Origin of the sequence: Bacillus cereus group sp. BfR-BA-01350 (assembly GCF_022663775.1) — a bacterium.
GTDB lineage: Bacteria > Bacillota > Bacilli > Bacillales > Bacillaceae_G > Bacillus_A > Bacillus_A paranthracis.
In genome coordinates this window covers 39126-52147 of record NZ_JAKUGD010000001.1, presented here as the reverse complement: position 1 = coordinate 52147, position 13022 = coordinate 39126, and the positions used below count along the sequence as shown (strand labels likewise).

The following is a 13022-nucleotide window of genomic DNA, read 5'->3' as shown; positions in this document are numbered from 1 at the left end:
CCCACTTTTCTTTACTTCGTTTTAATAAAAGATAAAATTTCACTACGTGCTGCAGCATCATTTTCTAGCACACCACGTACTGCTGTTGTTACTGTTTTTGCACCTGGCTTTTTCACACCGCGCATCGTCATACACATATGTTCTGCTTCTACTACTACCATTACACCATGCGGCTCTAGTACTTCCATAATAGAGTTCGCTACTGTTGATGTAATACGTTCTTGCAGTTGTGGACGACGTGCAATTGTATCTACAGTACGAGCTAATTTACTTAACCCTGTCACTTTTCCGCCTTGCGGAATATATGCAACGTGAGCAACTCCATAGAATGGAACTAAATGATGCTCACACATCGAATAAAACGGTATATCTTTTACTAGTACAAGCTCCTCATGATCTTCTCCGAACACTTTGTGTAAATGTTCTTTCGGATCTTCATGCATACCTGAGAACACTTCTGCGTACATTTTTGCAACACGCTTTGGTGTATCAAGTACTCCCTCTCGATTAGGGTCATCTCCAATTGCCTCTAAAATAAGGCGTACTGCATGTTCAATTTGTTCTAAATTAACTTTTGCCATCCGCTAGCCCTCCCGAAAACCTAAAAGTGATACGAACACATTCTAGCATATTTATGTTTTTAAAAGCAAAAAGAAGAGTTTCCAAAAAGGAAACTCTTCTTCCCTGTTAATATGTAAGGATTATTTAACCGCATCTTTTAACGCTTTACCAGGTTTGAATGCAGGTACTTTACTTGCAGCGATTTCAATCTCCTCACCTGTTTGTGGGTTACGACCTTTACGAGCCGCACGCTCACGAACTTCGAAGTTACCGAATCCGATCAGTTGTACTTTATCACCTTGTTTTAAAGCTTCTAAGATAGAATCAAAAACAGCGTCTACTGCTTTTGTTGCGTCCTTTTTAGAAAGGGAACTTGCTTCTGCAACAGCATTGATTAAATCTGTCTTGTTCATGCCATTCACCTCCTCCCAAAGATAAGACTGTATAATGATCATAAAATGAGTCTTACTTTCATTTGTAGGCAATTTTTGCAAATTCTATACTACAAAGATGTAGATAAATCATTATCAACGCCTATATTATACGATTCTCCTTTATAATTCAATATTTTTAAGGAAATTGTTACTCTTAAAATGTGAAAATCTGATGAAACTTGACAATTTACAACAATATATTAGATAATAGCTGTTTATTTTCCTATTTTATATGCGAAAATTAAAAAATCCCTCTACGATGAGAGGGATTTTTTCTTATAATATAATCGCAATTAATCCGCCAGATCCTTCATTAATAATTCTTTCTAGCGTTTCTTTTAATTTATATCTCGCATTTTCTGGCATTAAAGATAGTTTCGCTTGAATGCCTTCCCGAACAATAGAACTCAGTGAACGTCCAAATATATCAGAATTCCAAATTGATAATGGATCATCTTCAAAATCTTGCATTAAGTAACGAACTAGTTCTTCACTTTGTTTTTCCGTACCAATGATTGGCTCAAACGTAGACTCCACATCTACTTTAATCATATGAATAGATGGAGCTACAGCTTTTAATTTCACACCAAATCTTGAACCGTGACGAATAATTTCTGGTTCATCTAAGCTCATGTCAGCTAACGCAGGCGCCGCTACACCATATCCTGTTTGTTTGACCATACGCAGAGCATCCGCCACTTGATCGTATTCTATTTTCGCATGAGATAAATCGAGCATAAGCTTCAATAAATGATCTTTCCCTCGAATTTCTACTCCTACTACTTCTTTTAAAATTTGATCATATAATTCATCTGGTGCATATAAATCAATCTCTGCTACGCCTTGCCCCATATCAATGCCAGCTAGGCTCGCTCGATCAATAAATTCATACTGACTAAACTGCCATACGACACGGTCTACATCACGAAGACGTTTTATATCCTTCACAGTCTCTTGAACGGCTTCTTGATAACTTTGGCGTAACCAATGCCCTTCATTTAGCACCATTACCCAGCTCGGAAGGTTCACATTCACTTCTAAAACAGGGAACTCAAATAACGCCTCTCGAAGTACATTGTATACATCTGTTTCTCTTAAACTTTCAACACTCATCGCAATGACTGGGATATCATATTCTTCAGATAAGCTTTGGCGCAATTGCTCTGTATCTGGATGATACGGCTGTACAGTGTTAATGATCATAATGAAAGGTTTTCCGACTTCTTTTAGCTCATTTACGACGCGTTCTTCTGCCTCTATATAATCTCTTCTTGGAATTTCACCAATCGTTCCATCTGTTGTAATTACAACACCAATTGTTGAATGTTCTTGAATTACTTTACGTGTTCCAATTTCTGCAGCTTCATGGAATGGAATAGGCTCTTCATACCAAGGAGTATTAATCATGCGTGGGCCATTCTCATCTTCATAGCCTTTTGCTCCTGGAACCGTATATCCGACGCAATCTACTAATCGAATATTCACTTCAAGACCTTCATCTACTTCAATAGAAACCGCTTGGTTTGGAACAAATTTCGGTTCCGTCGTCATAATTGTACGGCCAGCAGCACTTTGAGGTAGTTCATCCTGCGCCCTTTGACGGTCAGACTCATTTTCAATATTAGGAATAACTACAAGTTCCATAAATTTTTTAATGAATGTTGATTTCCCTGTTCGAACAGCTCCTACAACTCCAAAATAAATATCACCGCCTGTGCGTTCCGCAATATCTTTAAAAATATCTACCTTTTCCAAGTGATTCCCTCCCTCAATATTTTTGGGAATAATTCCACGTTTATAGTCAACTAATACCTTCTCTAACGTTGCCTATAATATCTGATATAATATAATGGTATTCTAGAAGTTCGGACAATATATCATATAATTTTGTCCAATTTCATATGACTATTAAAAAATACCTTTTGTTTGCATCGCAAGTTGTGTAACATAAAAAACCTTTCTTCTAGAACTTATTCACTAAAAGAAAGGTTCATGACTTATGATTTTAAAAAAATTGGTTCTCCATTCTTTACCGTATACGGTAAAGAATACGCAGGTACAAACGGAGAATCTTTCGAAAGTATATTTCGAATATCTTCCCCCTCCTTAAATTGCCCTTCATTTTTTTTCAACGCTTCATATAAGTCGATTCTATAATCAACATAAATTTCTCCCTTCTCATTAATTACAAAAGGAAGGCCTTTACCAGAATACGGACTTGTCACTTGCGGTACATCTTTATATCCAAGTTTTTTGAAATCTAATTCATACACACCATCTGAAATTACCTTTTTAAAAGGTGGATATTGATGTTCATCTCGATACATCCTAAGCTTTAATGATAATTCCTGAATTTGTTCAGCCATCCTAACATCAATTAACTTTACTGTTGGGTTTGTTTCAACGTCTATTAATACGTATTGATATACTCCTCCGCTTTCATAGGCATTCCCTGGTGCTTCTTGTATGTAACGCGGAGAAACCTTTTGAAAATCGATTGGATATTTTTGATAAATAGGCGTATTCATATCCCGCGTCTTAATTGGCAATATCCCATCATTTTGCTCCTTAAATGTCACAACAGCTTTTTGAACGACTTGTAGCTGATCTTCATAAGGAACAGCATTTTGTTTCATATTTTCTTTTGGATACAGACACCCTGTTAAAATGCTCATACAACAAAATATTAAAATAATATGGACTTTTTTCACTAGTAATCACCTTTTCATACTAATATAACTTACTCCGTACCATGCCCTTTACTGCTGTACAGGACCACTAAATACAACAAGAAAAATAACAATTCCTGACACAATCATGAGGGTGTACGCTACCAATGCTGTAATCCCTTTCAAAACTTTATTCTTTATTTTATATCTGCTTAGTAAAATAAAACTTACTGCAAAAAACATAAATCCAATTGCTCCTAAAGCAAACCACATTTTTATAAGCCCTTCCGACATATACACACCCCTTTTTATTAATCTATTTTTATACTATTTTAACAAATTAAAATCTTTAAACAAATACAAAAAAGAACATTTTACTACAAATCGAGAATATGTAGTTTTAATCAATAGGTTTTTCAGCATTTTCCACCAGTCTAGATAAAAATAAAACCGAAGCGAGCATATCTCTCGCTTCGGTTGACCAAATATGCCCAAAACAGCTCTATTCCCATACTTTCATGGCTATCATATGCACTCTACAAACTCTTTGTTTCTCATATTTTATTTTTTAAACATTTTGCTTAACGAGCCAAAATCTGTCGGCATATTATTGTTAATAATTGCTTTAACAATTTGATCCTCTTGTTCTTTCGGCACTTCACGTCCTGCCATAAGAGCCACTTGATGAATCAATTGACGAAGTACAGTCTCATCACGTAAATTCGCATTTTGTACCGATGATGCTAATTTAAAAATATCTTCTTTATTCACTTTCGCTTCTTTTTCAATGTTATTAAAAATGTTGTTATCCATTCTTTTCACCCTCTCCTCAAGTTACTCTTCATCCTATGCAAAAATAAAAAAATGGTGAAAAGACCCAAAAAAATAAAAAGCGACAGAAGTACAAATGTACTTCTGTCGCTTTTCTTTAAAGTAAGTCAGGTATAGCTTCCACTTCGTGTTTTCGAACACGCCCCATTAATGAGCCTACTGCATCTTTTACATTATTCCCATTGAATAGCACATCATATAAAGCAGCTGTAATCGGCATTTCTACTTCCATTTTTTCTGCCAATTCATGAGCAGCTTTCGTTGTTCTTACACCTTCGACAACCATACCCATACTTTCTAACACTTCTTCTAAAGAGTGTCCTTTTCCAAGCATATTTCCAGCACGCCAATTTCGGCTATGAACACTTGTACAAGTTACAATTAAGTCACCCATACCAGTTAGTCCAGCAAACGTTAACGGATTTCCGCCCATTTTTCTTCCTAAACGAGCAATCTCCGTTAAACCACGTGTCATTAATGCCGCTTTCGCATTATCACCTAATCCAAGGCCATCAGTTATCCCAGCAGCTAATGCGATAATATTTTTTAACGCACCACCAAGTTCAACTCCAACGATATCTGGATTTGTGTATACACGGAAGTAACTATTCATAAACAAATCTTGTACTTCCTCAGCCGCTTCCATACGCTTTGCTGCAGACGTAACAGTTGTCGCTTGACGCAACCCTACTTCTTCAGCATGACTCGGTCCAGACAGTACAACAACATCTTTAATCAAGTCCTCTGGAATTTCTTCCTCAATCACTTCCGAAATACGTTTTGACGTACCAGGTTCAATTCCTTTACTTGCATGAATCCAAGTAGTCGGACCTGCCACATATTTCTTCATATCTTGCAGTACTTCTCTATACGCTTTCGTTGGTACTACAAGAAGTACTACATTTACATCTACTAATGCTTCTTCTAAAGAAGAGTAGGCTACGATTGTGCTTGGCAATGTAATTCCTGGGAGATATCGACTATTCTCATGTTTTGTATTAATCTCATCCATAAGTTCAGAACGATTTCCCCAAATACGTACATCATGCCCATTGTCAGCTAATACCATCGCTAACGCTGTTCCCCAGCTACCTGCTCCAACTACTGTGATTTTTGTCATAAAATCACATCCTCTCCATTAGTCTCTTGCTCTAGCGATAATGTGAATCGGTGTTCCTACAAAGCCGAATGATTCACGTAAACGATTCTTTAAGAAGCGCTCATATGAGAAGTGCAATAGTTCTGGATCGTTTACAAACACAACAAATGTTGGTGGTTTTACCGCAACTTGTGTTGCATAGAAAATCTTCAGACGACTACCATTATGCGTTGGCGTTGGATTCATCGCTACCGCATCCATAATTACATCATTTAATACGTTCGTTTGAATACGGATACTATGGCTTTCATTTACCTGATCGATAACCGGTATTAGCGTTTGTGTACGTTTTCTCGTTTTTGCAGATAAGAATACAATCGGTGCGTACTCTAAAAATTGGAAATGAGCACGGATGTTTTCTTCAAATGCTTTCATTGTTTTCTCGTCTTTTTTCACTGCGTCCCATTTGTTTACAACGATCACGACAGCTCGCCCTGAATCATGAGCGTATCCAGCGATTTTTTTATCTTGTTCAATAATTCCTTCTTCACCGTCTAAAACGACTAAAACAACGTCAGAACGTTCAATCGCTCTTAGTGCACGAAGTACACTATACTTTTCTGTACTTTCATACACTTTCCCTTTTTTACGCATACCAGCTGTATCGATAATTACATAATCTTTCCCATCTTTACTATATGGTGTATCGACCGCATCACGAGTTGTTCCTGCTACATTACTAACAATTACACGCTCTTGACCAAGAAGAGCATTTACAAGTGATGATTTCCCTACGTTTGGACGTCCAATTAAAGAGAAACGAATTGTATCTTCATCATATCCGTCTTCTTCAATCTTTGGAAAATGCTGTGCAGCTTCGTCTAATAAGTCACCTAATCCTAATCCGTGTGTACCTGAAATTGGGAATGGCTCACCAAATCCTAATGCATAGAAATCATAAATGTCACTGCGCATTTCCGGATTGTCCACTTTATTTACTGCAAGTACAACTGGTTTATTTGAACGATATAATATTTTCGCAACTTCTTCATCAGCTGCTGTTACACCGTCACGACCATTTGTCATAAAAATGATAACATCCGCTTCATCAATCGCTACTTCAGCTTGTTGACGAATTTGTGTCAAAAATGGCTCGTCTCCAATATCAATTCCACCTGTATCAATAATGTTAAATTCATGATTTAACCATTCTCCAGCGCTGTAAATACGATCGCGCGTTACACCTGGAATATCTTCTACAATTGAAACTCTCTCTCCAACAATTCTATTGAAAATAGTAGATTTCCCTACGTTCGGGCGGCCTACTATTGCTATTACTGGTTTCGGCATATACTTTCATCCTTTCAACTTGCTTCTGTTTATTATGTAAAAAACCCTTCTTTGTGCAAGAAGGGATTTGCATTCCAGAATATTTCTCAGCGTATCAAAACACCTCACATTATAACACACGTTGCTAATGTTTCACAATAATATATACATTCTCTTGTAAGCGATGCGCAATGCCATCTAGAATTGCCTCTAAATTATTTGCAACAAATTCTAACTCCTCTGTCGATTCACAAGTAAACAGAGGGGCACCACCAGCAAATTTCTCCGGAGTCGTTGTAATAACTGCAAGAATTACACTTTCTAACATCATCTCTTATCTCCCCTTCCTTTCGGGGCTTCCGATGACATATGAACAGCACTTTCTAACGTCGGCACGTTCCCTATGACACCTATCGCTTTCTCCACATCTTGATCTTGTGGTAAGACAAAGATTCCAACCCTGCCATCCTCTAAATCACGCTTTGCTAGCGGCGCAAGTGCCGGCGTACCAGAATCTCTATAAATCCCTAAAGCAACAGAAACATCATGTAAAATAGCCTGGCGTTGCCCTAAGTTTGAGATTGTCACCATCGCATCAATTGATTTTGGCCTTAAAATAAAACCCATTCCATACTTCATAATTTCCTCTTGTCTTGCTGGCAATCCAATATTCATAATGTAAATATTATCAATATATAGCCCCGCTCCTTCAAAACGAAGTGGAACATGCTCGATATCAACAAGATCATGTAACCTCTTACCAGACATTAATGTTTTCGCGATAAAAAATGCGATTATGGCCATAATTACTCCGGCAATCCATGAACGAAATCCTATATACGCAAACGTCGTTGCAAACGACGTTAACATCGCCAAATAGTTGCGACTTTCAAAAACTAATGCAATTCCTTCAATATATGTATTCCCACGCGGTACAAGCTCATATCCATCTAATTGTTGAAGTGTATTCCTTTCCATGTTACGCACATCACGAAACTGTGTCGCTGCTAACGTAAGAAACGTAATGGCAGAAAAATCTTTTTTCAAAATGGATGGAATCGCGATTGCTCCTAAAGCCGCTGCAATTAATCCCATCGCAATGTGAATAATTTTCCCATGGAGCCTCGTCGGATATTGCCGCGTATCTGTCCGAAGCATGAGCACTCTCGTTACTGTCCCTGCTATTACGCCGCATAAAATGGCCGGTGTATATTCAATCATGTATTACCCTCGCCTTTCTTTTACGTGTTTTCCTCTTAAACTGTTCCATGTGTACGGAGACTTTCGCAATCCAAAATAAAATTGCCATGAATAATGTAGAAACAGCAACGATATCAAAAAACGCTAAACTACCGTAATCGTAAGGAAAATGCAGTTTCCGAAAAATAATTGTCACAAACAATTCTCCCTGTAACATTCCTATATAAAGAGAACATAGTCGTAATATGCGATCCTCATGTAATAAAACGGATGCATATACAAGAGCACTACTTAACAAAAACAACCTGTCCACCACAATCCAAATTGGATCATATACTTCTAACAAATGAAAACTTGTATATAACATTGCAATAATAAGTGCCGAAAGTAAGCTATATATTTTTTTCCAAATAGAATAGAGCGTGAGTCCTATAAAAGCTATACCAGAAAGTAAAAGTGCATTTACTGATACCGTGAATGAAGCAATCGTTACATGTAACGGAGAGCAAATAATAAAAATCAATATACAGGCGCTTATCTTCCACCGAATAGAGTCCTTTTTCATAAAGAAAGTTACAACAATCCACCCTATCCAAGCTACAAAATAAAAAGTACTCCCTTCCATGATTTCACCTCCTATGTTTTCCATTATGGGAACTTTTTATGAAAGTTAATCCACTTTCTTCACGCATAGTTTTTTCCGATAACAGCAACACTTTTAATAAGGAGGTGCTATTCATTATGGGTAAAGATCGTCAAGAACGAAAACTAAGAGAATCTCGCCGCGTTGAATCTGATCGTGACCAATCACTACAATATCCGGGTGCAACTGGACTTGATACACCTGAGCAAGCTCGAAAACAGAATCAGCACTAATGAATACAAAAAGACGGTTTCGATATTGTACGAAACCGTCTTTTACATAATTCTTTCATATTTTCTACTCATAATATAATTCTTTTGTTTTAGCATTATAGATCCGATCACTTGACGTGGCATCAATCGTAACTATACCTGTTGGTTTTTTAGAATATGTAATAACATAATACGTTTGAAGAGAAGAATCTTTACTATTTACTTCTACACGTACATAATTCGTCTCCCCTAATTCTTTTAACTTTCGCTCCACTTCCTTCTTCACATCAGCAATATTTTCTCGTTCGTTTTTAACTTTTCTGCTTCCTATGATGTTTCCTTGATCAGAAAGTAAGACTACTTCAGCTGTACTTAAATCCACATCATTTGGTATATCGAAATAATAATTTACATATGAATCTTCTGATGGATTATTCTTGTCTTGTCCTAATTCCCTTGGCAATATTAACGCTTCCATCCCACTTCCTGCATTTACTATCGGATTCCTATACAATTTATTCCCAATTGAGATTGCAATATTCTCCGTTTTAATTGTCAATTGTGCTGTCGTTGAACTAGAACCCCCATCTCGCACATTTGAAGTTAATGAAATTTCTACTTTTTGATTATATCCAGAAATCGCCGTATCTTCTCTTATATTCCGCGCATGGATATTAACATCATCACTATTATACGTAATACGTCCTATTGTATTTTTACTATCTGAAGATACATTTTCTCCTTTTTTATTAACATCCGTATTCCCTAAATTATCGTAAGTTTTTTCTTGCTTCTTTTGACTCTTAAATTGCAATCTATTATTTTGTTTGATCATCAACCACTTATATTGAAACGTTTGCACGCGTTCTGGTTTTCCATTCGTATAATTCGTTTTATATGTCATTGAATAAGTTAATTCATTTTGTTCATCGTTATCCTTTTTCATAGCATCTATCTTAACGTCTAGTGCTACTGATTTAAAATCTTTTCTCTCTTTACACAATTTTATATAAGCGATTACATCTTTATACGCTTCATCTTGATTCGCATCCACGAAGTACGTCTTTAATCCCTCAGCAACACTTTCCTTTTCATTTGCACCACTTTCAATAAGTTTAGCATACGTGATCAAATCTTCCTTTACCGTATTCTCCGAAATAGTAACCTTTTCATTTTTGATTTCTTCATTATTCGGTTTTACATTTCTTTTTTCAGCAGATGTAACCTTCTTATTAGAATAACTATTATAGTACCAATAACTACCTATGCTAATTGTCCCAATAGCAATGAGACTTATAATAGAGATTAATATTTTCTTACTTTTGCCATATTTCTCTCCACAAACATGGCAAAAACTAGCCTCTTCCAATAATTCAGTAGTACACTTTCTACATTTCCTCATTTTTATAACCCCTTCTTCAAAAGAAACTTCTACAAAAACATCTGTATATCGTTAAATTATAATATAAAACGTCTATTTTTTCCATTTTTAGGATTATACGTAACAATAGCTCCCTTCCCGCGCTATAATTTTAAAAAAAGAAAAGAATACAAAAAAAACCAACCAAACGGTTGATTTTTTATCTTCTACTATAATGCGTCGTATCAATGCCACGCTGCGTTAACCAATGATACGTTTCGCCCTTTATAACAAGAGGTACGGACTGTAACTCTTCTATCGTCTTTGCACCGAGAGCTGTCATAATAAATTTCAAGTCTGCATGTAATAGATCAATTTCATCCACTAACTTCTCGATACCATCTTGCATTAAAATGCGTAAAAAATAGCCAGCGAATGCAGTTGTATTCGCCCCTAATGCGATTGCTTTCGCTACGTCAAGCGCTGTTTGTATACCCCCAGATGCAATAAAAGAGAGGTTATTATTTGTAGAGGTTGCTTCAATAATCGAGGTAGCTGTTTGTATGCCCCAGTTATTAAAATAAGAAAGCATTCGCTGTCTTCTTTCATTTTCAACAGCAGCAAAATTCGTACCACCTTGTCCGCCAATATCAATTGCCGTTACACCTATGCTCGCTAACTGTTGCATTGTTTCCTTACTCATCCCAAATCCAACTTCTTTTACAATGACAGGAACTTTACTATTTAAAACAATTTTCTCAATACGCTGAAGTACACCAGTAAAGTCACGGTCTCCTTCTGGCATCGTTAACTCTTGTATGACATTTAAATGAATTTGCAATGCATTCGCTTCAACCATATCAACAGCACGCTCTGCCTGTTCAACAGTTGCCTCACTACCTAAATTAGCAAAGAAAATACCATTTGAATTTACCTTTCTAATAATCTTATAAGAAGCTGCCTCACTTTCATCTTTTAACGCCGCCATTTGCGAACCTACAGCCATAGCAAGGTTATGATGTTTCGCTACATATGCTAATTGCTCATTAATATGTAACGTTTTCTCTCCTCCACCACCAGTCATCGCATTGATAAAAATCGGCGAACTTAGTGAAAGTTCGCCGATTTTTGTTTCACATGTTATTGTGTCATAATTTGAATTTGGCAAGCTTTGATGCACAAAATCAATATCATGAAAGCCATGCGTACGAGACTGACCAGTAGAAAGAGCGTATTCAATATGATCTAATTTACGTTTTGCCCTTACCACTTGTACCCCTCTTTATTTTTTTAATTTTTTCAGTTGTTCACCAATAATGTCACTTAATTGGAAAGTAGCAGAATCAGCATTCGGTTCATACTGACTATAATCTTCAGTTACATTATTTTCCTCAAGCGCTTCTTTTATACTTAAAGAAATACGTTTCTCTGCTACATGCACTTCAAGCACTTTCACTTTTACTTCTTGTCCCATTTCCAATACTTCATTTGGATTCTTCACATGACGATTTGCAATTTGAGATACATGCACAAGACCTTCAACGCCCGGTAAAATTTCAACGAATGCACCGAATGTAACAAGACGCTTTACTACTCCTTCACGAATATCTCCAGCTTTTACTTCGCCACCAACATTTTCCCAAGGTCCCGGTTGAGCTGCTTTAATTGATAAAGAAATACGTTGTGTGTCAGCATCAACAGATAATACCTTTACTTTTACCTTTTGACCTTGCTCTAATACTTCAGAAGGTTGCTCTACACGTTCGTGCGAAATTTGTGAAATATGAACTAAACCGTCCACGCCCCCAACGTTAACGAAAGCGCCGAAGTCAGTTAGTCGTTGCACTGTTCCTTCAACAACGTCTCCTTCTTTTAATGAAGAAATCGCTTCTTTCTTCTTAGAATCTAGTTCTAATTCTACTACCGCTTTATGTGAAAGGATTACACGATTTTTTTCACGGTCTAATTCAACAATTTTCACGGCTAACGTTTTGCCTTTATAGTCAGTAAAATCTTCTACATAATGTACTTCTACAAGTGAAGCCGGGATAAAACCACGAACACCAAGGTCCACAACTAATCCACCATTCACGATATCTTTTACGGTAACATCAAATACATGACCAGAATTAAATTTCTCTTGTAATTCTACCCATGCTTTTTCTGCATCAACAGCACGTTTAGATAATACAAGATCATTCTCTTCTAATTTAATAACCTTTAATTCTAGTGTTTGATCTAATTCTACAACATCGCTTGCTTTTTCAATATGAACGTTAGCTAATTCACTAATTGGAATTACGCCATCTGTTTTGTATCCAACATTTACAAGCACTTGTTTCTCTTCAACTTTCGTTACAGAACCTGTAACAACGTCACCAACTTGTAATTCTTTTGAATCCATAACTTCTTCATTCATTTTCTCTACCATGGAAATACCTCCCTACAGAATTGACAAAGCATTTTTTATGTATATACGAAATGAAAACAATTGTTTTCATTTGCATGTTTAAGAATTTATCATCACATACGTAAGCTTCATACATTTCACTAGAAAATATATTAAACCTATATAAATAGTATACAGCAAAATCATGTTGAAGAAAGTATGTTTTGAAATATAATAGCGAATATATTCTGACAGTTTTATTCCTCTTTAACTAACTTCTTATAAATCCGGTCAT

15 protein-coding genes are annotated in these 13022 nt (G+C 36.4%); 1 reads left to right on the top strand and 14 read right to left on the bottom strand.

Features of this window, described 5'->3' with window-relative positions:
* Positions 1–11: 11 nt before the first annotated feature.
* From folE to MR147_RS00230, 11 genes are all read right to left on the bottom strand, one after another.
* Positions 12–581 (bottom strand): GTP cyclohydrolase I FolE, encoded by a 570-nt coding sequence (gene folE, locus MR147_RS00280; protein WP_001151482.1) that lies wholly within the window; start codon positions 579–581, stop codon positions 12–14.
* A gap of 120 nt (positions 582–701) precedes the next feature.
* A complete protein-coding gene (locus MR147_RS00275; protein WP_001043860.1) occupies positions 702–974 on the bottom strand; it encodes an HU family DNA-binding protein in 273 nt (90 codons plus the stop codon).
* A gap of 297 nt (positions 975–1271) precedes the next feature.
* The gene (spoIVA, locus tag MR147_RS00270; RefSeq protein ID WP_000416519.1) at positions 1272–2750 is read right to left on the bottom strand and encodes a stage IV sporulation protein A; all 1479 of its coding nucleotides are present in this window, start codon (positions 2748–2750) and stop codon (positions 1272–1274) included.
* 242 nt (positions 2751–2992) lie between these two features.
* Positions 2993–3706, bottom strand: a complete 714-nt coding sequence (locus MR147_RS00265) for a hypothetical protein (RefSeq protein ID WP_000755473.1) — start codon at positions 3704–3706, stop codon at positions 2993–2995.
* 48 nt (positions 3707–3754) lie between these two features.
* Positions 3755–3958 carry a DUF2768 domain-containing protein gene (locus tag MR147_RS00260; protein ID WP_001288998.1) on the bottom strand — a complete coding sequence of 68 codons (204 nt, stop codon included), beginning with the start codon at positions 3956–3958 and terminating at the stop codon, positions 3755–3757.
* Positions 3959–4225: 267 nt separating this feature from the next.
* Entirely contained in the window at positions 4226–4477 is a 252-nt protein-coding gene (locus MR147_RS00255) for a stage VI sporulation protein F (RefSeq protein WP_000369754.1), read from the bottom strand.
* Positions 4478–4592: 115 nt separating this feature from the next.
* Positions 4593–5615 carry an NAD(P)H-dependent glycerol-3-phosphate dehydrogenase gene (locus tag MR147_RS00250; RefSeq protein ID WP_000161776.1) on the bottom strand — a complete coding sequence of 341 codons (1023 nt, stop codon included), beginning with the start codon at positions 5613–5615 and terminating at the stop codon, positions 4593–4595.
* 18 nt (positions 5616–5633) lie between these two features.
* Positions 5634–6944, bottom strand: a complete 1311-nt coding sequence (gene der / locus MR147_RS00245) for a ribosome biogenesis GTPase Der (RefSeq protein WP_074609535.1) — start codon at positions 6942–6944, stop codon at positions 5634–5636.
* Positions 6945–7068: 124 nt separating this feature from the next.
* Entirely contained in the window at positions 7069–7254 is a 186-nt protein-coding gene (locus tag MR147_RS00240) for a capping complex subunit for YIEGIA (protein ID WP_000979054.1), read from the bottom strand.
* The gene (locus MR147_RS00235) at positions 7251–8144 is read right to left on the bottom strand and encodes a YIEGIA family protein (protein WP_074609537.1); all 894 of its coding nucleotides are present in this window, start codon (positions 8142–8144) and stop codon (positions 7251–7253) included. Before MR147_RS00235 ends, MR147_RS00240 begins: the two co-directional genes overlap by 4 nt.
* Positions 8137–8748, bottom strand: coding sequence for a YphA family membrane protein (locus tag MR147_RS00230; RefSeq protein WP_074609539.1), 612 nt, complete (start codon positions 8746–8748; stop codon positions 8137–8139). The genes MR147_RS00235 and MR147_RS00230 overlap by 8 nt, the downstream gene beginning before the upstream one ends.
* 116 nt (positions 8749–8864) lie before the next feature.
* Between MR147_RS00230 and MR147_RS00225 the strand changes: the two genes are divergently transcribed.
* Complete coding sequence (locus tag MR147_RS00225) at positions 8865–8999, top strand: YpzI family protein (RefSeq protein WP_000513900.1); 135 nt, start codon at positions 8865–8867, stop codon at positions 8997–8999.
* 64 nt (positions 9000–9063) lie between these two features.
* Here the strand turns inward: MR147_RS00225 and MR147_RS27220 are convergent, their stop codons facing one another.
* From MR147_RS27220 to rpsA, 3 genes are all read right to left on the bottom strand, one after another.
* Positions 9064–10380: a hypothetical protein gene (locus MR147_RS27220; RefSeq protein ID WP_242303551.1), complete on the bottom strand. Its 1317-nt coding sequence runs from the start codon at positions 10378–10380 to the stop codon at positions 9064–9066.
* A gap of 178 nt (positions 10381–10558) precedes the next feature.
* Positions 10559–11608, bottom strand: a complete 1050-nt coding sequence (locus MR147_RS00215) for a type 2 isopentenyl-diphosphate Delta-isomerase (protein ID WP_074609541.1) — start codon at positions 11606–11608, stop codon at positions 10559–10561.
* Between the two features lie 12 nt (positions 11609–11620).
* Positions 11621–12769 (bottom strand): 30S ribosomal protein S1, encoded by a 1149-nt coding sequence (rpsA, locus tag MR147_RS00210; RefSeq protein ID WP_000229574.1) that lies wholly within the window; start codon positions 12767–12769, stop codon positions 11621–11623.
* Positions 12770–13022 lie beyond the last annotated feature (253 nt).